This is a genomic window from Chitinophaga sp. 22308, from assembly GCF_052045305.1.
GTDB lineage: Bacteria > Bacteroidota > Bacteroidia > Chitinophagales > Chitinophagaceae > Chitinophaga > Chitinophaga varians_A.
Genome location: NZ_JBQEOP010000006.1, coordinates 190,598 through 213,974, shown reverse-complemented (window position 1 = coordinate 213,974; position 23,377 = coordinate 190,598). Strand labels below are relative to the sequence as shown.

17 protein-coding genes are annotated in these 23,377 nt (G+C 50.1%); 12 read left to right on the top strand and 5 right to left on the bottom strand.

Features of this window, described 5'->3' with window-relative positions:
* Positions 1 to 6: 6 nt before the first annotated feature.
* Positions 7 to 573, bottom strand: coding sequence for an RNA polymerase sigma-70 factor (locus ACTJJS_RS24690; RefSeq protein WP_440665812.1), 567 nt, complete (start codon positions 571 to 573; stop codon positions 7 to 9).
* 339 nt (positions 574 to 912) lie between these two features.
* On the opposite strand from ACTJJS_RS24690, the gene ACTJJS_RS24685 reads away from it, so the two are divergent.
* Positions 913 to 2,079: a hypothetical protein gene (locus tag ACTJJS_RS24685; protein WP_440665810.1), complete on the top strand. Its 1,167-nt coding sequence runs from the start codon at positions 913 to 915 to the stop codon at positions 2,077 to 2,079.
* Between the two features lie 176 nt (positions 2,080 to 2,255).
* Positions 2,256 to 3,764 (top strand): serine hydrolase domain-containing protein, encoded by a 1,509-nt coding sequence (locus tag ACTJJS_RS24680; protein WP_440665808.1) that lies wholly within the window; start codon positions 2,256 to 2,258, stop codon positions 3,762 to 3,764.
* Between the two features lie 9 nt (positions 3,765 to 3,773).
* Here ACTJJS_RS24680 and ACTJJS_RS24675 read toward each other — a convergent pair whose 3' ends face one another.
* The 3 genes from ACTJJS_RS24675 to ACTJJS_RS24665 all read right to left on the bottom strand — a co-directional run bounded on the left by ACTJJS_RS24675 (position 3,774) and on the right by ACTJJS_RS24665 (position 6,958).
* Complete coding sequence (locus ACTJJS_RS24675; RefSeq protein ID WP_440665806.1) at positions 3,774 to 4,364, bottom strand: TetR/AcrR family transcriptional regulator; 591 nt, start codon at positions 4,362 to 4,364, stop codon at positions 3,774 to 3,776.
* Positions 4,365 to 4,371: 7 nt separating this feature from the next.
* Complete coding sequence (locus tag ACTJJS_RS24670) at positions 4,372 to 5,940, bottom strand: ABC-F family ATP-binding cassette domain-containing protein (protein WP_440665804.1); 1,569 nt, start codon at positions 5,938 to 5,940, stop codon at positions 4,372 to 4,374.
* Between the two features lie 124 nt (positions 5,941 to 6,064).
* The gene (locus tag ACTJJS_RS24665) at positions 6,065 to 6,958 is read right to left on the bottom strand and encodes an AraC family transcriptional regulator (RefSeq protein ID WP_440665802.1); all 894 of its coding nucleotides are present in this window, start codon (positions 6,956 to 6,958) and stop codon (positions 6,065 to 6,067) included.
* A gap of 188 nt (positions 6,959 to 7,146) precedes the next feature.
* On the opposite strand from ACTJJS_RS24665, the gene ACTJJS_RS24660 reads away from it, so the two are divergent.
* Both ACTJJS_RS24660 and xylA read left to right on the top strand, forming a co-directional pair.
* Positions 7,147 to 8,622 carry a xylulokinase gene (locus tag ACTJJS_RS24660; protein ID WP_440665800.1) on the top strand — a complete coding sequence of 492 codons (1,476 nt, stop codon included), beginning with the start codon at positions 7,147 to 7,149 and terminating at the stop codon, positions 8,620 to 8,622.
* Between the two features lie 43 nt (positions 8,623 to 8,665).
* On the top strand, positions 8,666 to 9,997 hold the full coding sequence (gene xylA / locus ACTJJS_RS24655) for a xylose isomerase (protein ID WP_440665798.1): 1,332 nt from the start codon (positions 8,666 to 8,668) through the stop codon (positions 9,995 to 9,997).
* Positions 9,998 to 10,078: 81 nt separating this feature from the next.
* Here the strand turns inward: xylA and ACTJJS_RS24650 are convergent, their stop codons facing one another.
* Positions 10,079 to 10,963 (bottom strand): helix-turn-helix domain-containing protein, encoded by an 885-nt coding sequence (locus tag ACTJJS_RS24650; protein ID WP_440665796.1) that lies wholly within the window; start codon positions 10,961 to 10,963, stop codon positions 10,079 to 10,081.
* A 212-nt stretch (positions 10,964 to 11,175) separates the two neighbouring features.
* Here ACTJJS_RS24650 and ACTJJS_RS24645 point away from each other — a divergent pair, with 212 nt between their 5' ends.
* The 8 genes from ACTJJS_RS24645 to ACTJJS_RS24610 all read left to right on the top strand — a co-directional run bounded on the left by ACTJJS_RS24645 (position 11,176) and on the right by ACTJJS_RS24610 (position 23,377).
* On the top strand, positions 11,176 to 12,186 hold the full coding sequence (locus ACTJJS_RS24645) for a zinc-binding alcohol dehydrogenase family protein (protein WP_440665794.1): 1,011 nt from the start codon (positions 11,176 to 11,178) through the stop codon (positions 12,184 to 12,186).
* A 10-nt stretch (positions 12,187 to 12,196) separates the two neighbouring features.
* Positions 12,197 to 13,213 carry an aldo/keto reductase gene (locus ACTJJS_RS24640; RefSeq protein ID WP_440665792.1) on the top strand — a complete coding sequence of 339 codons (1,017 nt, stop codon included), beginning with the start codon at positions 12,197 to 12,199 and terminating at the stop codon, positions 13,211 to 13,213.
* A gap of 132 nt (positions 13,214 to 13,345) precedes the next feature.
* Positions 13,346 to 13,576 carry a hypothetical protein gene (locus tag ACTJJS_RS24635; protein ID WP_440665790.1) on the top strand — a complete coding sequence of 77 codons (231 nt, stop codon included), beginning with the start codon at positions 13,346 to 13,348 and terminating at the stop codon, positions 13,574 to 13,576.
* A 137-nt stretch (positions 13,577 to 13,713) separates the two neighbouring features.
* On the top strand, positions 13,714 to 16,839 hold the full coding sequence (locus ACTJJS_RS24630; RefSeq protein WP_440665788.1) for a SusC/RagA family TonB-linked outer membrane protein: 3,126 nt from the start codon (positions 13,714 to 13,716) through the stop codon (positions 16,837 to 16,839).
* 27 nt (positions 16,840 to 16,866) lie between these two features.
* Positions 16,867 to 18,438 carry a RagB/SusD family nutrient uptake outer membrane protein gene (locus ACTJJS_RS24625; protein ID WP_440665786.1) on the top strand — a complete coding sequence of 524 codons (1,572 nt, stop codon included), beginning with the start codon at positions 16,867 to 16,869 and terminating at the stop codon, positions 18,436 to 18,438.
* Positions 18,439 to 18,456: 18 nt separating this feature from the next.
* On the top strand, positions 18,457 to 19,668 hold the full coding sequence (locus ACTJJS_RS24620) for a glycan-binding surface protein (RefSeq protein WP_440665784.1): 1,212 nt from the start codon (positions 18,457 to 18,459) through the stop codon (positions 19,666 to 19,668).
* A 24-nt stretch (positions 19,669 to 19,692) separates the two neighbouring features.
* A complete protein-coding gene (locus ACTJJS_RS24615) occupies positions 19,693 to 21,777 on the top strand; it encodes a beta-galactosidase (RefSeq protein ID WP_440665782.1) in 2,085 nt (694 codons plus the stop codon).
* A gap of 22 nt (positions 21,778 to 21,799) precedes the next feature.
* A complete protein-coding gene (locus ACTJJS_RS24610; protein WP_440665780.1) occupies positions 21,800 to 23,377 on the top strand; it encodes a GH39 family glycosyl hydrolase in 1,578 nt (525 codons plus the stop codon).

Genomic DNA, 23,377 nt, shown 5'->3' with positions numbered 1-23,377 from the left:
GCAGGACTACTGATGATTGATGGTGGGAGGAGATACAAGAAGAAATGCTCTCACTTTCGCGAGTTTTTTAAGGGCGATGCCCACCTGGTTTTCCACTGTTTTTATGGAGATATTGAGCAGGTCGGCCACCTCCCTGTATTTAAGGCCGTCTTCTTTTACCAGTTTAAAAATGAGGCGGCACTGCGGCGGCAGCGCATTGATGGCCACGTTGATGTGCTGCATCATTTCATTGCTAATGAGCTGGGCTTCCGGGTTTATTTCATATTCCGGCAAACTGGCCTCATCGAGATGCCAGGTTTTGTGATGGGCATATTTGCGGAGATGGTTGAGCGCGATATTACGGGTGGCCGCATAGAGGTACCATTTCAAATTAGTGATCTCACGGAGATCTTTCCTATGCCGCCATACGGCAATAAATACATCGGCTACTATTTCCTCGGCCATTTCCCTGTGGCGGGCTATGGCCAGGGCCACCTGCAGCAATGGCGCACAGTAGCAATCGTATAATTCTTTAAATGCCTTTGTATCACCGTTGTATATTCTGTTTTGCAATTCGGGGATATCGTCGCGCATGAAAATAAGAATAGCAGATTATGCAAAAATCCAATGGCGTAAATATAAATTGTCTTTTTGACAAATATACTATTTATATGCACGTGTGCGCCGCCCGCCAATACTGCTTATCTTGAACATTAATTCTGCATGCAGGTTAGAAAAATACGAGTTTTAATATTATTTTTATCTGTAATGGTTTAATGTCCCTTAATTGTTTTAATCTTTGGCCCGCTTCAAAACTGTTTGCACCAATAAAAATATTATCATGTTGTTGACTTAGTACTGTTGGCGTTTAGTCGCACTGAAATAACTGTCTGTAGCGTTTTTCCCGGTAAACTTTTAAAATAACACTTATCTATGAAATCAGTTTTTCGTCTATGCAGAAAAATTACGACCTGCCTGTTGCTTGTTACCATGGCCCACGTCGCCTATGTCAAAGGGGCCGTCCCTGTAGATACAGGCTGGGTGACAATGGGGCCTACCCAGACAGGAGCCAGTCCCTACGACCAGTATTATTACAAGCTGGTGCAGGTGAATGGCAGTACGGCACGTTATGGAACTACTATTGAGCTGGCAGTAAATGCTGATGAGAATTATTTTGATCAGCAGGCGACTTACCAGGTCCGGGTAGATAAGTATGAGGGAACGGCAAACAGGTTTGATGGACTGGAGGTCCGCTGTATATCAGGAAATCCGGCTGCCGCCACTTTTTATGTTTTTAATGATGCATTGTGGCTGAGGTCTAACTACAAATGGGGGCTTATCAGTTACCGCACTGTTGCGCAGTTTCACGGATCGCCTCTTGTGGCTGCCCCTTTTGCTCAAACCACTACTGCGCCGGTCGGGTTCCTGGCCACTACCGATACCTATGGTTTAAAATGTGATTTTGACAATAATAAATTCTATCAGCTTCCGTACCAGGATACAAAAGGCAACCTGGCTGTTGCCGGTAATATAGGCGCAGGAGTGGTACCCAACTATGCGCTTCATACTGTATCGCCTGGTAATACCAACAGGGCGGCAGCCTATCTCTGGGGCGAAAATTATGGCACCGCCATCGGAACCCTTAACGCCACGGCCGCTAATTATGCATTTGCTGTCCTGAATAATGCGAATCCTGATGGTTCCAGCGCACCCGGCGGCGGTAAGCCCCTGCTGTTTGTAAGGGGAGACGGCAATGTCGGAATTGGCACCTCGGTGCCTCAGGCTAAACTGGCTGTAAAAGGGGACGTCTTTGCCTTAAAGATAAAAGTCACCCCGACCGGATGGGCGGATTTTGTATTTCATCCGGACTATAAACTGCCGGCATTGCAGGAGGTAGAGCAATTCGTTAAGGAGCACAGGCATTTGCCCGAGATCCCATCGCAAAAGGACGTCGAAAGAGATGGACTGGACATTGGAGAGATAAATAAAAAATTGTTGCAGAAAGTAGAAGAACTGACGCTGTATCTGATTGAAATGAAAAAAGAGAACGACGACCTGAAAAAGAGAATGGAAGCGGTGGAAAAAAAACAGGAAAGATAAATTGCGATGCGGCCATTCAGATGTTGGCATATCACTATCATTAAACAGCGGGCCGCCTCATCATAGTGAGGCGGCTTTTTCTTCCTGAACAGAACACAACAGTCACCTCCCGACATCTGAAATAAAATCTACTGTCCGGGAAAATTCTTTATCTTGGTTCCTATACAAATTCCACTATGTACGGCTTCCATTTTAAAAGGATTATTTTATTGCTGCTGTTACTGGTTAAAACAGTGCTTGTTTTTTCCCAGACAACCAGGCACCCCGACGAAGTATTTGCGTCCGTAGCACCGGAAGACGAAGGGTTTTCCTCCAAAGGCCTCAGTGATATATTTACTTATGTAAAAGAAAACAACATCAATACTCACAGCCTTTTAATTGTACGTAATAAGAAGATCATATTTGACGCATCTTTTTATCCTTTTCGGCCGGGCTTACGACATGACATCGCTTCCTGCACCAAATCGGTAACATCCCTGCTGATTGGCATCGCTATCGACAAAGGTTTTATAAAGAATGAAGACCAGCTGGTGGCCTCCTTCTTCCCGGAAATCAGACCCACAGGGAAAGCCTTTGAGACATTATCCATCAAAGACCTGCTCACTATGAAATCGGGTTTTGCGTGTGGATTTTCCAATGAAGACAGCCTGTTTCATGCATTATTCCCTTCAAACAACTGGGCTAAGTTCATTTTTGAAATTCCTTTTGAGGCACCTCCCGGTCAGCAGTTCTCTTATTGCAGCTGTAATTATTACCTGCTGGGTGAAATTATTTACCGCGCCACTAAACTGTCTCCTGAAGACTTTGCTAAAAAGTATCTCTTTCATGATTTAGGTATAACGTCCGTTTATTGGTCTAAAAATAATCATGGTATTAATTACGGTTGGGGTGATCTGGCCCTGCAACCACGCGATCTCGCTAAAATCGGCCAGCTGTTGTTAGATGGTGGCCAATGGGACCATCGGTCCGTTATCTCCGCAGAATGGGTCAGGAAAGCCAAATCAATGTATACGGTATTTTCAAACGGAAACGGCTACGGTTACGGCTTTTGGATTGACAAGGACGGTAGCTGGAATATGGAAGGCAGGGGCAGGCAAAGGGTGCATATCGATTCCATACACCAGGCTATTGTTGTCGAAACAGGAGGAGGACTGACTGAAGAGCAGAAAGAGCGGATAGGCAGTATGATTGGTAAATCACTGCTTTCTGATAAAAAAATAAAAAGTGATCCGGTAGCTTATAACAATCTGAAAAGGATGACGCTTCAGACGGCAAAGCCGGTAACCGGTCCTCCGGGCCGCATTCCCATTACTGCCGGTAGCGGAAAGCTGTTTAACAGGACGCTCGTTTTCCCGGAAAATAGTTTAGCTATTGAGAATGCCAAAATTATCCGGAAAGAAGGGCGTTTGTCTCTTTGGTTAAAACAGGCCGGCCAACAAACGGTTATTTATCCGTTGGGATTTGGCAATGCCTATCAGTTCTATCAGGATGCCGGTTCGGGGCATCTGTATGCGCTAAGAGCGTATTGGAAGAGCGTCGATGAATTTGAAATCGAATTTAACTGGTTATCAAAGATTAATAAATTCCTGATCGATTTTAAAATAATGGACAACAGGCCTGAAGTGTCGATTAAAGAAGGGACACATGGTATCAATGAAACGTTCCCGGTGTCAATAAAAGATTAAAAAAGGCTCTTATTTTTTAAATAACAAACTGATAATGATTTTTCCGCGTTCGTTGATCAACTCCTTAAAACCTTTGTCAGACACCTGGAACAGCTTTTTATAGAGAGGGGCCATGATTAAGGGATAGGACAACAATGAAAATAAGTTCATCAGAAAATGGGCCGGCTGCATTTTGTCAATGTTGCCTTTCTTCATTTCAATAGCGGCTTCGTCCAGGTAGTGTTTGACCGGTCCGGACTGGATATCGGAGATAAGCTGCTTGCCTAATGTGTTGATCTCTGTAACCAGGAATGTTTCCTGGTAAGGAAAGGCGATCATGTCCCGCAGGAAAACAGCAATGATATTTTCTGTCTTGGCTTTAAACGGCTGGTCAGCCGTCATGCACTCGTTGAGCCGCTGGCTGAGGTCCTGCATGGCATCCTGGAATATGGCGGCAATCAGCAGGTCCCTGGAGCGGAAGTAATAATGTAGCGCAGTTCTGTTGACGCCGGCGGCATCTGCTATTTCCTGCGTGGTGGCATGGAGTTTCCCTTCTGCAAAAAGCAACCGTTTGGCCGTGTCTTTGATAAGCTGTTCCGTTCCTGTATTTTTTAAAGGCATATGTTTTTTAAATTAAACTGATACGATAGTCAATGCCGATTTCATTGATAAAATGGTCGTCATGCGAAATCACCAACAGCGTGCCCCCGAAGTTTTTTACTGCCAATGTCAGCACTTCCAGGCTCAGTATGTCGAGGTTGTTGGTCGGTTCGTCCAGGATCAGTACATCCGGCGCCTGATGATTGACCAACAGACAACTCAGTGATAGCTTCATTCGTTCACCACCGCTTAATGCTGCACATTTTTTGTCAAAAGCCGCAGGATTGAACTGCGCGTAAACTAATAATTCTTTTAATTCATCTTCTTCCAGCCTGCGGTTATTATACTCCTGTATCTGATCGTAAACGCTTAACTTCGGATTGAGCATGGAGTAGTTTTGATCAAGATAAAAGAAAGAGAAGGCTGAACTCTTATAGCTGCCTTCGACAGGTTGCAGTTCCCTGGTAATAATTTTCAGCAGGGTGGTTTTACCGCTTCCGTTCTCGCCTTCGATTTGTACCCGTTCGCCGGATTTGATCTGAAAGCTAAGATTATTCCACAACAACCGTTCGCCGTACTTAAAGTTAATAGCCGCCATATCGATCAGTGGCTCTCCCGGATTGATTTCCGGCGACCCGATATCGATTTTAAGCGTTTCGTACTCCTGGATTTGGGCTTTGGTTGCTTCTATGTCCAGCAGCAGGTTGCTTATCTTTTCTTCATGGGCATTTAGCATTCTCGCGGTGCTGCGCTCTGCTTTGTTTTTTAAGCCACCGGCAATAATGCGGGGTATGGAATTGCTCAATCCTGCCGAGCGGCCTTTGAGCTCCAGTTGCGCCCTTTGGCCGGCCATGTCGGTGGCTTTTTTTCCGTATTCTTTCAGCGCTTTGGACTGCTCGTTCAGCCGCGCACGTAGGGCGCTTACTTTTTCCTGTTTCTTCTGCTGGTAAAAATCAAAATTTCCGCCAAATACTTCTATGCCTTTTTCGCTGAGTTCCAGGGTTTTGTTCATGAGGTTCAACAGCGTCCTGTCGTGGCTCACGATCAGCATGGTAGCTTTGCTCTGCAGCACCATGGCGTAGAGCTTTGCCCTGGTTTTGACGTCCAGATGGTTGGAGGGCTCGTCCAGCAGAACGAGATGGGGGCTGTTCATATCCATGGCTGCCAGGAAAAGCCGGGTCTTCTGGCCACCGCTCAGGCTTCCCAGCAACCGGTTTTCATGGATATTGCCGAGGTCCCATTTTTCAAGGGCCCGTGCCACTTTATTTTCGATGTCCCAGTCGTCCTCCAGCGCTGCGAAGTGCCGGGTGTCAGTGTCTCCCTGTAAGATAGCGTGCAGTGCGTCCAGTTTTTTGTCCGCCCCTAGTGCCTGGGCAACGGTCCAGGTGTCAAATTCTCCCAGGTGTTGTGGTACGTACCAGGGTTTTTCCGAATGGATAATTTCTCCCGATGTTACGTCCAGTTTGCCCGAAACAATGCGTAGCAGTGTTGATTTGCCGGCGCCGTTTATTCCCACCAGTGCTGCCTTTTCTCCATCGTTTAAAATGAGGTCCAGGTCGTGGAACAGTTCCTCATTGTCCGGGTGGACATATTGCAATGATCTTATAATTAAGCCCACGGTATTTTTTATTTTAAATAATAATACTTCCTGCCAGGAGACAAAGATGGCATTAAATATTCATTTTTGTTAGACAAAAATGTTAAAATAAAAAACAAAATCGCTACTTTTCAGACAATATTCTGTAATCGTAGTCTACCGCAAAATGGGTAGACGGGTGTTTTACCTTCTTTCTGAATGCGGAGGGGGTGATCGACTTATATTTCAGGAACTGTTTATTAAAATTGGCCAGTGTATTGAAGCCGCTTTCGAAGCATATTTCAATCACGCTGCTGTTGGTATCTTTCAATAGTTTACAGGCATAGCCAATTCTCATTTCGTTGAGATAATCGACGTAGGTCTTTTTAGTGCTTCTCCGGAAGTATTTACAGAAGGCGGCCACGCTCATATTGACTACTGCTGATACTTCCCTGAGACTGATTTTATTCCGGAAGTTCCGGTTGGTATATTGAAGGATTAAATCAATCTCCGCTTGTTTTATGCGGTAGTTGGCATCCGGTGTTTGTGAAGAGAGGATGATGTAATCTCCTGACTCCGCCATCATGTTCAGGCACTGAAAGAGGCTGATGATACGGCCAAAACGCTGCTGGTTTTCCAGTTCCCGGATAATGTCCGCCATTTTCTCCCGGTAGCTTTCTGGTATTTTTAAGCCCTGTGCTGCCGCCAGCAGGAGGTTTTTCATATACACCCCTTCCGGTAAATTAAGCAGCTCGTTTCCCCAAAGGCTGTCGAGGAACTGAACGACTACCGCGCTGGTGATCATGTCTCCGGACTTCTGAAAGGTATGGGGCAGGTTGGAGCCAAGGAAAAAGATGTCTCCCGGTTTGAAATCCCCGATATAGTCACCGACAAAAGCGGTCCCTCCGCCTTCCAGGATCAGAATAAGCTCATATTCATGGTGTTGATGCCAGGGCACCTCAAAGTGCGGGGTACGGTAGGTCCTCGCTACAAAGGATGTGTTCTCTGATAAAGTAAGTTTCTCTATGAGCGGCTTCATGGCAAAACAGATTTTCGGCGGTTGCTAAGATATGAATTCTCAGCAAGTTGCGGCCATTTGCTTCGGGGCGAATTCATAATCGCGTGTAAAATAGTTTAGGTTTTTAAGATAATAGGAGTGGTGGCGGGAAATGCCGCGTCTTACCTTTATTGCGTCGGGTTTCTGCCGGATAAATATAATTGACAGGTATGTATTTTATTGGTTACGATATTGGTTCCTCTTCTATAAAAGCTGCTTTACTGGACGCAGACAGCGGCAGATGCGTGGCATCTGCTATCAGTCCGTCCCGGGAGATGCCCATGCAGGTTCCCAACAAAGGATGGGCAGAGCAGGACCCGGAGCGCTGGTGGCAGGAAGTCGTCACCGCTACAGGCCTGTTAAGGCAGCAGGTGCAAATAGACCCTTCCACTATCGGCGGTATCGGCATCGCTTATCAGATGCATGGCCTGGTATGTGTGGACAGGCAGCAGGAGGTGTTGCGCCCGGCTATTATCTGGTGCGACAGCCGTGCGGTGCACGTCGGTAACAAGGCTTTCAATGCGCTGGGAAAGGAATATTGCCTGGACCATTTGCTGAATTCCCCCGGAAACTTTACCGCTTCTAAATTGCGATGGGTATATGAAAACGAACCGGCCATTTACGAACGTATTGACAAGATTTTGTTGCCCGGGGATTTTATTGCCATGAAGCTGACAGGGGAGGCGCGTACCACTGTTTCCGGTCTTTCGGAAGGCGTCTTCTGGGATTTCAAGGCCAATGCGGTCAGCAGCAAACTATTGGATTACTATAATATTGATGAAAGCCTGTTACCTGCCATAGTGCCCACTTTCGGCCAGCAGGGAATGCTTACTGCCGCAGCTGCGGAAACATTACAGCTGCGCCCCGGCATCCCGGTCACTTACCGGGCGGGAGATCAACCCAATAATGCCTTGTCGCTCAACGTGCTGCGGCCGGGAGAAGCGGCAACTACCGCCGGCACGTCCGGCGTAGTGTATGCGGTGCATGACCAGCATGCGTCTGACCAGCAAAGCCGTGTCAACACGTTCGTACATGTCAGCAACAGCCCGGAACAGCCGCGTAACGGCGTACTGATGTGCCTTAACGGTACCGGTATCGCCAACAGCTGGCTGAAAAATATGCTGGGCGATATCGACTATACCGCCATGAACAGCGAAGCTGCGTTATGCGCTCCCGGCGCAGACGGACTGATGGTATTTCCTTTTGGCAACGGTGCGGAAAGGATACTGGGCAACAGGCATACAGGTGCTTCCATCAGGTACCTCGATTTTAACCGGCATGGCCGCAGGCATATGCTGCGGGCAGTGCAGGAGGGAATCGTGTTTGGTCTCAACTATGGTATGGACATCATGTCCGGCATGGGACTCAAAATTAACAAGGTAAGGGCTGGCAATGCCAATATGTTTCTCAGCCCGCTCTTCCGTGAAATATTCGCGGACACTGCGGATGCTGTCATTGAATTATACAATACCGATGGCGCACAGGGTGCGGCGCGCGGCGCCGCTATCGGGGCCGGATATGTGAATATGGAAGAGGCATTCCGCGGAATGGAGCGCCTGATGGTGATTGAACCGGAGCCAGTCCGCCAGGCACAGTACCGGGATGCCTACAGCAAATGGCTCACGGAGTTACGTTCGAAACTATAGTACGCATATATAGACAATATTTTCATTTTAAAATTCCACTTTTATGAGCATTACACTAGGAGACCACGAGTATTTTAAAGGCATAGGGAAGATCAGCTACGAAGGCCCGCAGTCTGATAATCCCCTTGCCTACAAGTGGTATGACGAGAACCGGATCATTGCAGGTAAATCCATGAAAGAGCTTTTCCGCTTTGCTGTCAGCTACTGGCATACCTTCTGTGGCACCGGCGGCGATCCTTTCGGGCCAGGCACGAAAAGCTTTCCCTGGCTTGCCTCCACGGATGCGGAGCAAAGCGCTAAAGACAAGATGGACGCGGCGTTTGAGTTCATCACCAAACTGGGGTTGCCTTACTACTGTTTCCATGACGTGGACCTGATAGATGAAGGAACGGACCTGGCCACGTATGAAAAACGGATGCAGCTGATCGTGGACTATGCGCGTCAGAAACAAGCCGCCAGCGGCGTAAAACTGCTGTGGGGCACTGCCAACGTGTTCAGTCACCCCAGATATATGAACGGGGCGGCCACCAATCCTGATTTTACCGTGGTGACCTATGCCGGCACACAGGTGAAAAATTCACTGGACGCCACCCTGGCGCTGGGAGGGGAGAATTACGTTTTCTGGGGAGGCCGTGAAGGCTACATGACCCTGCTGAACACAGATATGAAGCGGGAACAGGAACACCTGGCGCGTTTCCTGGGCATGGCCCGCGATTATGCGAGGAAGCAGGGCTTTAAAGGCACGTTCTTTATTGAGCCCAAACCCTGTGAGCCTACCAAACACCAGTACGATTTCGACAGCGCCACGGTGATTGGCTTCCTGCACCGCTACGGGCTGGAAAAAGACTTTAAGCTGAACATTGAGGTAAACCACGCCACCCTGGCGGGACATACCTTTCAGCATGAACTGCAGGTAGCTGCCGATGCCGGTATGCTGGGCAGCATCGATGCTAACCGCGGAGATGCGCAGAATGGCTGGGACACTGACCAGTTCCCTACCAACCTGAATGAGCTGGTGGAAAGTATGCTCATTATCCTCGAAGCGGGCGGGTTCTCCGGCGGCGGCGTGAATTTCGACGCCAAAACCCGGCGCAACTCCACCGACCTGGAAGATATATTCCATGCGCATATCGGCGGCATTGATACTTTTGCGCGGGCTGCCGTGATCGCGGAAAAAGTATTGACACAAACGCCGTATAAAAAATTCCGTCAGGACCGCTACAGCTCCTTCGATACTGGAAAAGGCCGGGAATTTGAAGAAGGGAAGTTGTCACTGGAAGACCTCCGCCAACTGGCCATAGCAGGCAATGCTCCTGCGCTGATCAGCGGAAAACAGGAATGGCTGGAGAACCTGATTAATAACAGTATCGCTTAAGTGCAATAAACACACACTTCATAATATAGGTCAATTAGTGAAACACAGCAGTTCTCTGCTGTGTTTTTCTTTGGTGCAGGGTCATTGCGGAATATTATCCGCTGCCAGCAGCCGGACCCTCTTTTTATAATTTCCGGGATTTTCCCCTGTCTGTTTTTTGAAGAAACGGTTGAAATACGCGTCGTTCTCGAATCCGAGGGTGTAAGCCAGGTCTTTGATGGCGATGTCTCGGCTCATCATGATCCGCTGCGCCTTTTCCAGTTTTTGCGCGTTGATATATTTGCCTGGTGTACAGCCCATATCTTTTTTGAACAGCCGGATAAAGTGGTCTTTGGTGAGGAAGCTGTTCTCTGCCAGCATGTCCACGCTGATGGGCTTGTGCAGGTGGGTGCGGATATAATGCAACGATTGCAGTATACGTTTGTCGATATGCAGGTTTTTATCGGTGGCATGTACCAGGAACCTGGATATGATCTGCCTGATGATGCCCTGCGCTTCCATTTCATAACCGAGGGGAGCCGCATGCTGGCGGGCAATGTTACGGGCCAGCGTAGGAAGGTTGTCATAAGACCAGGGATCGAAATGTGGCAGCTTTCGCTCAGGATGCACGCGGGCAAGGCGTTTGATCAGCTGGATGGTCAACGTGTCGGCTTTCATCTCCACCGGCACGTCCAGCAGATCGAAGAGGCTGCTGTGGTGGCCCTGCTCCTCATAAATGTGGAGGTAATACAAAGACAAATGTCCTTCGCATTTGTACCCGTGCGTGGTATAGGCTGGAGTGAGATACAGGTGGTTTTTTTTCAGGTCATATGTTTTGTCCTCGCGGATAAGCCTGGCAGTGCCGCTTTCCACAAAGTGTACCCTGATGAAAGGACTGCTTACTTTCTGCCAGTTCCAGTCGGCGTTATGTATGGCGTGGCCGATGTTCAGCAATATAAAATTGGGCTGTGTTTGTTCTCTGCTCATATCCGGTAAACCTGAAAGTTCAAAATATCGATAAAGTACAATTTTTTATCGATATAAGTAAAGTCCCGGAATAATAGGATAGGTATTTTTGGGAGAAGTATAAACGCTGTTTTCCGGTAAGGGACTGACCTGTAGGTCTTGGTCTGATGTCTTTAGTCATCTATGCCGACAACTACCGTCCCGGAACAATGTCGCTTTTTAAACAGAGGTCCATGCGGATAATTTCTTGTATTAAGCCGGGGAAGTTGGAATACCGTGAGGTTCCGGAGCCGGTATGTTTACCCGGTTATTCCATTATAAAAATCCGGCGTATCGGTGTGTGCGGCACCGATATCCATGCTTTTGGCGGCACGCAGCCCTATTTCAGCTATCCCCGTGTGCTGGGGCATGAGCTGGCTGCCGAGTTTGTGGAGGGCGATGCGCCACGGTTGCGCAATGGCGATATCGTCACTGTTATTCCCTACCAGCATTGCGGTAAATGTATTGCCTGCCGCAGCGGCCACACGAATTGTTGCCAGCATATGCAGGTGATAGGCGTGCATTGCGATGGTGGCATGGCGGAACGGCTCATGGTGCCTTCGCACCTGCTGCTGCCGGCCACAGGACTGGAGCCAGACCGCCTAGCGCTGGTGGAGCCTTTTGCCATTGCTGCGCATGGTGTGCGCCGTGCGGCCATATCGCATGGTGAAAACGTACTGGTGGTAGGAGCGGGGCCTATCGGCCTGGCCACCATGGAAATGGCCGCCATCGCCGGGGCCAATGTGCTGGCCATCGACGTAAGCGCCTACCGGCTTTCCTGGGCCAAAAAAATCACCGGCGTAAAAGCTGCCTTCCATGCAACGGAAGAATACCTGGCAGAGCAGCTGAAAGAGGCCACACAGGGCGATATGCCCACGGTGGTCATCGATGCGACGGGCAACCTGAACGCTATCAACAACGCGTTCCGCTATATGTCGCATGCCGGAAGATATGTGCTGATAGGACTGCAGAAAGGCGACATCACTTTCAGTCACCCCGAGTTCCATAAACGGGAAGGCACGCTGATGAGCAGCCGTAATGCAACAAAGCAGGATTTTGACTGGGTACTGGAAAATATCCGTATCGGAAAAATCACACCGGAAAAATACATCACCCACCACAGTCACTTTAATGATATAGTGGAAGAATTTCCTTCGCTGATTAGCGACGGAAATATTGTAAAGGCTGTTATCAGCCTCGATTAAAAGATAATTCATGCGCTCACCACTGCTAATAAACGGGCGGCAGTTACCGGAACTGGTTTTCGGTACCAGCGGCCTGGGGAATCTTTTTGTCAGTATCAGCCGACAGGAGAAAATCAATATTGTAAACGAATGCATCCGCCATTCCCGGGACATCACGGTATTCGACTCCGCCGGAAAATACGGCGCAGGACTGGCTTTGGAGATGCTGGGCGTTGCGTTGAAAGAGACAGCGGCAGACCTGTCTGCGGTAGTCATCAGTAACAAACTGGGATGGTACCGCACTGAACTGAAAACACCGGAGCCCACCTTCGAACCGGGCGTGTGGAAAGACCTGCAACATGATGCGGTGCAACGCATCAGTTACAACGGCATCATCGAATGTTTTGAACAGGGCAACGAGTTATTGGGAGGTATTATACCGCAAATGGTTTCGGTGCATGATCCGGATGAATACCTCGCCAAAGCAAAAGACGGCCGGCATCGTGTACGGCTATACGATGATGTCCTGCAGGCTTACCAGGCGCTTTTCGACCTGAAGGAAAAGGGACTGGTGGCCGCGGTGGGCGTGGGCGCCAAAGACTGGCGCGTGCTGCAACAAATAGCGCAGGACATCCCGCTGGACTGGATGATGGTGGCCAACAGCCTGACGGTGTTCACGCATCCGCCGGAGCTGATATCCTTTATAGCAGAACAGGACAGCAAAGGAGTACACGTTATCAATTCAGCGGTGTATCATTCCGGGTTTCTGCTCGGCAGTGATTACTTTGACTACCGGAAGCTGGACAGCAGTGACCCGGAAGATGCGTCCTACTTTGAATGGCGCGATTGTTTTAACCGGATATGTGCAGAACATCAAATTACGCCGGCGGAGGCCTGTCTAAATTTTGGCCTGCATGTACCGGGGGTAAGGAGCGTGGCGGTCAATACAACGAAGGCTGCCCGGGTCAGTGAAAATTTCAAGATGACAGACAAAATTATCCCGCCTGCGTTCTGGCAACAAATGCAGGCCGCCGGATTAACGATATAATGAAGACATGGAAACGGACGCAGCAAGGCCATAAAAACAGGTGTTTGTAACAAATCAGCCCTCTGATTGAAACAATAGGGTACCATCAATACGGACACAGCATCCTATTTTTACAACACTTAATCCACGTATATGAAATTTCAACTGTTACAGGGCCGCAACGGCCTGCGAAAACTTATTGCTCTATGGAAAGCATTTACTGTCCCTTTGCCTGTACCGGATATTCTATTTATCCCGTTCTTGTTTTCTAAAGATATCGCCGGATGGTGTTTCGTTCCTGGTGAAGATGCGGTTCACCGGGAACAATCGACACGCCGCCGGCGATGCTCATTTAATGACCCTCACATGCTGCACAATCAGTAATACCCCTTTATGTATTCAACACTATGCAATCGGATTTCCATCCGATTGCTTTGGGGCCCCTGCAGGTGAATAACAGGAATTTTCGCCATCTAAAAGAAAACATTATGTACTCAACCAAAATAAATCGCTTTCGGGCAATGCTGTCTGCATGGCTGCTATGGGGCATACTCTTCAGCTTCCATGGCTTCGCCCAAACTTCCAGAATAAACGGGATTGTCACTAATCCAAAAAACGCGACCCCGGTGCCGGGTGCGTCTGTCATTGTGAAAAATACCAGCCGTCATGCTGTCACCGATGCTGCCGGAAGGTTTGTCATCGAAGCATCGGCAGGCAATGTATTGGTCGTCTCCATGATGGGCTTCCAAAAGAAAGAAATAACGCTCACCAACGCTGCCACCGTCAAAGTGGAACTGGCGGAAAATATTTCCCAGCTGGAAGATGTGGTGGTGATCGGATATGGTAAAACAAAACGAAAGGATGTTACCGGCGCCATCTCCTCTATTACGGGAGATGAAATCCGGAAAACGCAGCCGGTCACTTTCGACCAGGCTTTGCAGGGAAAGGTGCCGGGACTGGTGGCACAACAGATCTCCGGTCAGCCTGGTGGTGCCGTATCTGTGCAGATCCGCGGTATCTCTTCGTTCGGGGCTTCTGCTCCCATGTACGTCATCGATGGGGTGATCATCGGTGGCACGGCCTCACCGGGCGCCGGCACCAACCCGCTCGCCGGCATCAATCCTTCCGAAATTGAATCCATCGATGTCCTGAAAGACGCCTCGGCCACTGCCATCTACGGCTCTCAGGCCACCAATGGCGTGATCGTCATCACTACCAGGAGAGGGCTGATCGCTCCGCCTGCTATCATGTATGATATGTACACCGGCTTTCAGCAGCTGCCTAAAAGGCTGCCGCTGATGGACCTGCGGGAATATGCCACTTTCATCAACGAGCGCAACAAAGGCCTGGGATGGGGATTTGATACCCGTGAGGAGTTCGCCAATCCGCAATACCTTGGCAAAGGTACCGACTGGCAGAAGGAGCTTTTCAGAAACGCCCCCATGTACAACCATTCGCTGACGGTGAACGGCGGCGATGCCAGAACACAATATCTCTTGTCCGGCTCCTATTTTAAACAGGAAGGTATCGCCCTCGGGTCCGACTTCAAACGGCTGTCGGTAAGACTGAACCTCGACAATAAAACGACCGACTGGCTGAAAATAGGCACCAGCCTGCAATTGATCAATATCAAGGAAAAGGTGAACTCCACCAGCTCCAATGTGATCAATACGGCGTTGAGCCAAACGCCGGACATCGCCGTGAAAAATACAGATGGCAGCTGGGGAGGCGCCTATAATCCCAACGGCTGGGTCAACAGTACCGTGAATCCCTATGCCATCGCGCTGATCAATAAAGACGAGGTAAACAGGAACCAGGTCTTCGGGAACCTGTACGCGGAGATCTCTTTCCTGAAAGACTTTGTGCTCAGGAACGAAGCCACCATGAACTTCTCCATGGCCACGGAAGACCGCTTTAATCCGACCTATGTCTTTGGACTGGTAAAAAATACGAATAACAGCGGCGCCTATATCTACAATCAGAACCAGTTCACTACGGTCAGGAATTTTCTCACCTATTCACACCTGTTTGAAAAGAAATACAATGTGAATTTGTTGCTGGGCCATGAGGCGCAGTTAAGTACCAACGAAGCGACCAGCGCTACCCGCTCCAATTTTCCCTCTAATAACGTACAGGTCATCAGCAGCGGCGACCCTACCACGGCGGCCAACACCGGCATTAAAGGGCAGAACGCGCAGGAGTCCTATTTCGGCCGGCTCAATGTGGGGGTCAATGACAAATACCTGTTCACCGCCAACGTCCGTGCTGACGGGTCTTCCAAGTTCGCGCCGGAGAACCGTTGGGTAACTACCTGGTCAGGCGCGTTTGCATGGAAACTGAAAAACGAGGCGTTTTTACAGTCTGCCAAACAGCTCAACGACCTGAAATTGAGACTGGGATATGGCCTGACCAACAACCAGAACATCAGGGACTATGCCTACACTTCCACACTCACTACCGTGGCAACGGGCCTCACCGGGGTGGCGCAGCTCACTGTCAACGTAGGCAATCCTTACGTACAGTGGGAGAAAACCAAGTACACGAACATAGGGCTGGATGGAACATTGTTTAACTGGCGGCTGAATTTCGCGGTTGATTTTTACAACCGCAGAACAGACGGCCTGGTGATGCAGATCCCACTGCCGCTGTATTCCGGAACGGCCATCGGCTGGGCCCCCGGCTCCCTGGACGCTCCCTTTGTGAACATCGGAACAGTCAATAACAAAGGTTTCGATTTCAGGATCAGCTCCACCAACATCCAGCGTAAAAACTTCACCTGGAAAACGGACGTCACGGTGTCGCGCAATATCAATGAGGTGATCAAACTGAATACCGACGGTGCGTCCCTGGACAGGCCATACAGCAAAACGGTGGTAGGCCGCTCCATTGGAGAGTTCTACGGATACGTCATTGATGGCGGTGTATTTGCCAGCCCGAAAGATTTTGAAACCCATGCGTTGCCGGTGAAGAACGGCGTGCGCCTGCCGGTGGGCGCGGCCGGCGGCAGCATCTGGTACGGCGATTTGAAGTTCAAAGATATTAATGGCGATGGCATCATCAATGAGTATGACCAGACCTTTCTGGGGTCGCCCATTCCCAAATATCAGATCGGACTCAATAACACCTTCTCCTATAAAAATTTCGATCTCAATATTTTCTTCAATGCCAACATCGGCAGCAAGGTGTTTAACCAGCTACGGATAAACGGTGATTACCCCGGCACCAGCTTCGGTTATCTCCGTTCGCTCATGGACTATGCGCAGCTGGGACTGATAGATCCGGCCGGTTCTTCAACGGATATTAAGAACGTGTATGTTAAAAATCCGGACACCAGGACCGTTGGCCTCAGAAATGATAACACCAACGATAACAACCGCAACTCCGACAAGTTTGTGGAAAGCGGCACGTTCCTGCGGTGCAAGAACATCTCGCTGGGTTATGCTGTGCCGGAGAAGCTGCTCAGTAAAATCCGTGTTCACTACCTGCGGCTCTATGTCAATGTTTCCAATGCGTTTATCATAACCAATTACTCTGGTATGGACCCTGAAATCGGCTCCTGGGACCCGTTGAGCGCTGGTATTGACAATGGGTTTTACCCGCAGCCAAGGGTATTTACCATAGGCGCCAATGTAAAGCTGACCAAATAATGTAATTCACTTTAACAGGAGATTATCATGAAGTCTATCATAAAAATATTGTTCTGCCAGATAATGGTGACAGTGCTGGCAGGATGTTCAAAAGGTTTTCTGGACCGTCCGCCATTGTCACAGATCAGCGCGGACAATTTCTACCAGTCCACGAACGACCTGCGGCTGGCCACGGCCGCATTGTATGCCGGTTCACCCTGGGGCGACTGGAACTACACCTGTTACCTGCCGGTAGGCGATGTGCTGAGCGGCAACCTGGCCGTTGGTTACTGGGGAGATGCAGTGCAGCTGAATACGTTTTCCGTTACCGGGTTGAACGGCATAATGGTGTCCAACTGGAAGGCAATGTATAACATCATTGCGCACTGCAATATTACCATCAATGCCATCAAACAGAAAGCGCCGGACAGTATTGCAGCTGCGAACAAAAATGCGGCGATAGCAGAGGCCCGCTTCATACGCGGTTTCGCGTACTACAACCTGGCGGTGCACTGGGGCGCAGTGCCGGTGATCGAAGACAACAGTAAACTGGTCATCTCTCCGCTGGTCAACCGGATCAAGACGGAGGATGTATTCCGTTTTGTGATCAACGACCTGACCTTTGCGGCGCAAAACCTGCCATCAGCCGATGTGGCGGGGCGGCTCACCACCTGGTCGGCGCAGGGCATGTTAGGCAAGGTATACCTGACGGCGGCAGGCCTTAACCACTCAGGTAACCGCGACCAGGCGCTGCTGGACAGTGCGAAAAAATATGCGGGCAATGTGTGTAAAAACAGCGGTTTATCACTGTTGCGCAACTATGCGGACCTTTTTAAAACGCAGTTCAATGACAACCCCGAATCTTTGTTCGCCCTGCAATGGGCGCCCGGCGGCGCATGGCTGGAAGGGAATATGCTGCAGATCTATTCTCCGGGAGGAGCAGAAATATCGGCCAACGGACAGCCGGGATGGTTTAGTATCCGTCCTACGGTAGACCTGTTTAAAAGTTATGTCACGCAGGATTCCGTGAGGCGTAAGGCTACTTTCATGCTGAAAGGGGACTATTATGCAGAGCTAAATGCAGCTGGTGGCGGTTATCATTTTACCGGTGACTGCGGGCTGAAGAAGCATATCATCGGGACCAACAAGGACAACAATGCCCCCACGATGACACTGTCGTCTTCTACGGAACATAACGCCTTACTAAGGCTGGCAGACGTGTACCTCATCTATGCAGAGGCCGTGCTGGGCAACAATGCGTCCACCAGCGATGCGGATGCGCTCTTGTATTTTAATAAGGTACGCGAAAGGGCAGGCGTGAGCCCTGCTCCCTCCATAGATGCCGACAGCGTGCTGATAGAACGCAGGATCGAACTGGCGGCAGAAGGGCAGTACTGGACGGACCTGGTGCGGTTGTCGTATTACAATCCCACAAAAGCCATCAGCAAATTAAACGGAGAGGCGCGCGTGACTTTCACCTACACCGACAATGTGGTGACGCCTGCCAGCCCTTACGGAGTGATCACTCCAGCGACCATTCACAGCTTTTCGTTCCCGGTACCTTCTTCCGAAGTGACTGCCAATCCGAAACTGCTGGAGCCTCCGGTATCCTATTACTAAGCATTAAAACGTATTCCAGTGAATAAATTCATCTCACATACATGCAGCAGGTTACTGTTATGGTTGCTCCCGGGAATAATGGCGATGGTGCAAACCGGCTGTAAAAAAGACAGGGACGGAAGCGGACCTGTTATCACACACGTTAGAAATTATGCGGCTTCGCCGGATGATACCTTGCTAACCGCAGCACTGCCCGGCCAATGGGTGGTGCTGTCCGGCCGCGGCCTGCAGGATGCCCTGCAGGTAACGTTTAACGGGGTGCCCGCCAGCATCAAGAGCGTGATGTTTTCCGATACCAGCGCCGTGATGCAGATACCGGCGGTGATACCTTTCCCGGATGTTACGGCAGACAATTTGAACGTTATCCGTTGCATCACGCCGCACGGCACGGCCACTTTTACCTTCAACATCGTAGCGCCGCCGCCGGCCATCACCGGTATCTCCAATGAAAACGCCCTCGCCGGCGATTCTGTGTACCTGTACGGCACCAATTTCTTTTTTACCCAACACGTAACGTTTGCCGGCACAGAGATCAAAGACTTCACTGCGGCCAGTGACGGAACGTCCATCGGCTTTGTGCTGCCGCAGCTGGGCCATAGCGGTAAAGCAGCAGTGGTGACAAAGTCCGGCGCAGATTCCACAAAATACAATGTCAATGACCTGACCACCGGCATGCTCTGCAACTTTGATGACATCAACCCGTTCAGCTGGGGCACCAACCTGGAAAGTACAGGAACTGACTTCCCGGGCAACAGAGGCACCTACGCCGTGCTGAAGAACGGCGTGCTCACCGGCGGCGATGGCGTCTGGTGGGGCAGCCAGCGCAGTATTAATACCAACGAAGTTCAGTGGGTGCCTAAGGACAGCTTACAGGCTTCGCCGGACACGTATGCCTTTAAATTTGAAATCAACGTGCCCACCGCCTGGAATGGCACCACCATCTATGTGATCCGGGATTCCCGGGATTTCATGGCGCGTTACGAACCGTGGCTGACCGCCACCGGCACTACTGCCAGCTATGTGACCAAAGGCTGGCGCACAGTGACCATTCCATTCAGCAGCTTCCGGTCCAATGACGGCAAAGGCACCAGTGCCACCGATCTGACGGCGCTGTTGACTAACACCGGCGCCGGCCCGGTAAATATCCAAACGGCCAATTTCTCCGCTGGTCCTACGGCCACCGGGCTGTACGCGGCCATCGACAATATCAGGGTCGTCAAAATAAAATGATCGTTTAATTATAAAATCTGGTAAATGAAGCAATGCATTTTGTTGTGGCTATTGGTGGTACTCACGGTGTCACAGGCTTTCTCCCAACAGGACCATCCCTTTTTTCCTGCTAAGCGCCTGATCACGACAGGTATTTATTATTATCCCGAACACTGGGACCCGAATCTCTGGGAACGGGATATCAAAAGAATTTCGGAGATGGGTTTTGAATTTGTACACCTCGCGGAATTCGCATGGAGCAGAATGGAACCGGAAGAGGGGAAGTTTGACTTCGTTTGGTTGGATAAAGTGATGGGCCTTTGTGCAAAGTATCACCTGAAAGTGGTGATGTGTACGCCTTCAGCCACACCGCCGGCATGGCTTCGTTACCAGTACCCTGAAACGTTCCAGATGAACAGCCGCTATATCCGCGGTGAGCATGGCACCCGCGGCCTTGGCTCTGTGGTGAGCCCCGTGTACCATCGCCTGGTGGAAACCATCGTCACTAAAATGGCGCAACGTTACGGCAACAATGAAAACGTGATCGGCTGGCAGCTGGACAATGAACCTGATGCAAAGCCCGATTTCAGTCCCGCTTCGCAGGATGCTTTCCGGCAATGGCTGAAAAATAAATATCATTCCATCGATACGCTGAATGCCGTGTGGGGTACTGCTTTCTGGAGCCAGTGGTACAACAGTTTTGACCAGGTCATTATTCCCAATGTGGACCTGGTGGGCTGGTGGGGCAGTAACCCGCATGCCGTGCTCGATTTTAAACGTTATATGGCAGATGCGCAGGCGGAATACCTCGATTTCCAGGCGCGCACGTTACGCAACAATATTTCGCAACATCAGTTTATTACTACCAACTATACCGCCGTATCGCCTGGTGCAGATCCGCGGCGTACAAAGCTGCTGGACTTCGCCACGTATACTGCTTATCCCAACGGTGGTACGCACAATATCGGGAAGCAGGGTTTCCGGTTGGGCAACAGCAATGTGATCCTTTTTGCTGCGGAGTACTATAAATCTGTGGGCGGTGTTACCGGCGCCATGGAGATACAACCCGGAACGGTTAACTGGGGCAACTTCACGCCGCTGCCGTTGCCCGGTACGGTGCGTATGTGGCTGTACCACATTTTTGCTGCCGGTGGAAAGCTCGCCTGTTCCTATCGTTTCCGCCAGATCAACTATGGCGCGGAACAATATCATTCCGGAATTATGGAAACGGACGGTGTGACGCCATCACCCGGTGGCCACGACTATATGCAGTTCATGAAGGAGATGGATATCCTGCGGAAGGAAGCCGATACCAAAGCGGCGTTGCCGGAGAAACTGGCGAAGCGTTCCACTGCCGTGCTCTGGAACCTGGAAAACTACTGGTCTTTCGATCAGCAGCGCCAAACCAGGCAATGGGACACCTGGAATTACCCGGTCAAATTTTTACAGATAGCGAAATCCTTCGGCGCACAGGCAGATGTGGTGCCGGAAACAGCTGATTTATCTAAATACAAGGTGGTGATCGTACCGGCCTATGAACTGGTAGACAGTGGCCTGATCAAAAAATGGCAGGCCTATGCGGCCAATGGCGGGCAGCTGATCATTACCTGCCGTACGGCGACCAAAACCCGCGCAGGCAATCTCTGGGAAGCCGGTTGGGCCGCGCCGCTGTCGGGCCTGATAGGCGCCCGCATCAGTTCCTTCGATATGCTGCCCGACCAGTATTACGGGGACATACAAACGAAGTCCGGCCATTACAACTGGAACAACTGGGGCGACCTGCTTCAGCCGGATAAAAACACTGAGGCGCTGGCTATCTACAACGATCAGTTTTACAAAGGCGCAGCCGCTGTGGTAAAACGCAGACTGGGCAAAGGCACTGTTACCTACATCGGGGTAGACACCGACGATGCAAAGCTGGAAAAAGACGTGCTGCGGGATATTTATACCGCTACCGGAGCCACCACAGAGGATTACCCGCCCGGGGTGTTTGTTTATTGGAGAGATGGTTTTTATGTGGCGGTGAACTATTCTTCTGATGATTATAACATGAATACGGGCGCATCTGCCAAAATACTGATCGGCGAAAAAAACATAAAGCCAGGCGGGGTGCTTGTCTGGAAAGAATAAACTGTTGAACAAAAATAAAAACATGAAGAAACACTGGTATGTGATGATGGCAGCGTTTCTGCTAATTGCGGAAACGGCTACTGCACAAAAAGACCATAATCAGGATCGAGCAATAAATGTTGACCTCAGAAAAACAGCCGGACCGCTGCCCGCCATGCTCAATGCATGTGTGGGCGCAGGCCGCGCTGCAGAAGGGCTTCGTGCCGACTGGCAGCAGCAGCTGGCTTATGTCAGGAAAGAATGCGGCTTCCGCTATATCCGGATGCATGGCCTGTTGGGCGATGAAATGGCCGTTTACACCCAGGACGAAAAAGGCAACCCGCAATACAACTATATGTACATAGACGTGCTGTTTGATTTTCTGCACAGCATCGGTATGAAACCTTTTGTGGAGCTGGGCTTTATGCCTTCCGCACTGGCCAGCGGGCCTAAGACCATTTTCTGGTGGCGCGGCAACGTAACGCCGCCCCGTGACTATGAGAAATGGGAGAAGCTGATTCAAAACCTGGTGGCGCATTTTACAGAGCGGTATGGAGCAGAGGAAGTGAAGAGCTGGTACTTTGAAGTGTGGAATGAACCTAACCTGGATGGTTTCTGGGCGGGCAGCCAGGCGGATTATTTTAAACTGTACACACATGCCGCAAGAGGCATAAAAAATGTGAACCCCGCTTATCGTGTAGGCGGTCCCGGTACGGCAGGAGCAGCCTGGGAGCCTGAGATGATCGACTATTGTTATCAACATAAAGTGCCGCTGGATTTTATCAGCACGCATGCCTACGGCGTAAAACAGGGATACCTTGATGAATTTGGCCGTTCCGGTACGGTGCTCGATAAAAATCCCGCAAGCGTCAGTGGCGATGTGTTGCAATCGCGCGCGGAAATTGCTGCGTCGAAAATGCCGGGACTGGAACTGCACTACACCGAATGGAGCGCTTCCTATACACCTGCAGATCCTATCCATGACAGTTACCATGAAGCGGCGTATGTGCTGCAAAAACTGAAGCAGGTGGGCAATGCCGCCAACTCCATGTCCTATTGGGTGTTCACGGATATTTTCGAAGAACCCGGACCACGGTTTACGCCCTTCCATGGCGGTTTTGGAATGCTTACCATTCAGGGTATCAACAAACCGGTGTTTTATGCCTACCAGTTTTTGCACCGGCTGGGCAGCACGGAACTGGCCAACAAGGATGCTTCGTCCTGGGTATGCCGCGACAGTTCGGGCAACGTACAGGCGTTGGTGTGGGATTTTACCAATACCCATCCGGGTGACTCCGTACATAACCAGCGATACTATATCCGTGATCTTCCTTCAAAAGCAAAAGGAAAACTACAGCTGAATATTGCCGGCATGGCGGCCGGGCAATATGCGGTGGAACTGTATAAAGTGGGATACAACAGCAACGACGCTTATACCACCTACCTGTCGATGGGCAGCCCTGCGCAGCTCAACAGGCAGCAGGTGGAGCTGATAAAGCAGCAGAATAACGGCGCGCCGGTATCGCGCGCCATTATATCGGTGAAGGAAAATGAGGCATTTACAAAAACAATTGACATCCGTGAAAACGATGTCTTTCTAATCAATATCCTCAAACTATAA

Excerpts from the sequence above, each read along its gene's own strand:
- ACTJJS_RS24685 (WP_440665810.1), top strand. The coding sequence starts at position 913 with ATGAAATCAGTTTTTCGTCTATGCAGAAAAATTACGACCTGCCTGTTG.
- ACTJJS_RS24675 (WP_440665806.1), bottom strand. The coding sequence starts at position 4,364 with ATGCCTTTAAAAAATACAGGAACGGAACAGCTTATCAAAGACACGGCC.
- xylA (WP_440665798.1), top strand. The coding sequence starts at position 8,666 with ATGAGCATTACACTAGGAGACCACGAGTATTTTAAAGGCATAGGGAAG.
- ACTJJS_RS24630 (WP_440665788.1), top strand. The coding sequence starts at position 13,714 with ATGCTGTCTGCATGGCTGCTATGGGGCATACTCTTCAGCTTCCATGGC.
- ACTJJS_RS24660 (WP_440665800.1), top strand. The coding sequence starts at position 7,147 with ATGTATTTTATTGGTTACGATATTGGTTCCTCTTCTATAAAAGCTGCT.
- ACTJJS_RS24650 (WP_440665796.1), bottom strand. The coding sequence starts at position 10,963 with ATGAGCAGAGAACAAACACAGCCCAATTTTATATTGCTGAACATCGGC.
- ACTJJS_RS24680 (WP_440665808.1), top strand. The coding sequence starts at position 2,256 with ATGTACGGCTTCCATTTTAAAAGGATTATTTTATTGCTGCTGTTACTG.
- ACTJJS_RS24645 (WP_440665794.1), top strand. The coding sequence starts at position 11,176 with ATGCGGATAATTTCTTGTATTAAGCCGGGGAAGTTGGAATACCGTGAG.
- ACTJJS_RS24665 (WP_440665802.1), bottom strand. The coding sequence starts at position 6,958 with ATGAAGCCGCTCATAGAGAAACTTACTTTATCAGAGAACACATCCTTT.
- ACTJJS_RS24635 (WP_440665790.1), top strand. The coding sequence starts at position 13,346 with ATGAAATTTCAACTGTTACAGGGCCGCAACGGCCTGCGAAAACTTATT.
- ACTJJS_RS24690 (WP_440665812.1), bottom strand. The coding sequence starts at position 573 with ATGCGCGACGATATCCCCGAATTGCAAAACAGAATATACAACGGTGAT.
- ACTJJS_RS24615 (WP_440665782.1), top strand. The coding sequence starts at position 19,693 with ATGAAGCAATGCATTTTGTTGTGGCTATTGGTGGTACTCACGGTGTCA.
- ACTJJS_RS24610 (WP_440665780.1), top strand. The coding sequence starts at position 21,800 with ATGAAGAAACACTGGTATGTGATGATGGCAGCGTTTCTGCTAATTGCG.
- ACTJJS_RS24640 (WP_440665792.1), top strand. The coding sequence starts at position 12,197 with ATGCGCTCACCACTGCTAATAAACGGGCGGCAGTTACCGGAACTGGTT.
- ACTJJS_RS24625 (WP_440665786.1), top strand. The coding sequence starts at position 16,867 with ATGAAGTCTATCATAAAAATATTGTTCTGCCAGATAATGGTGACAGTG.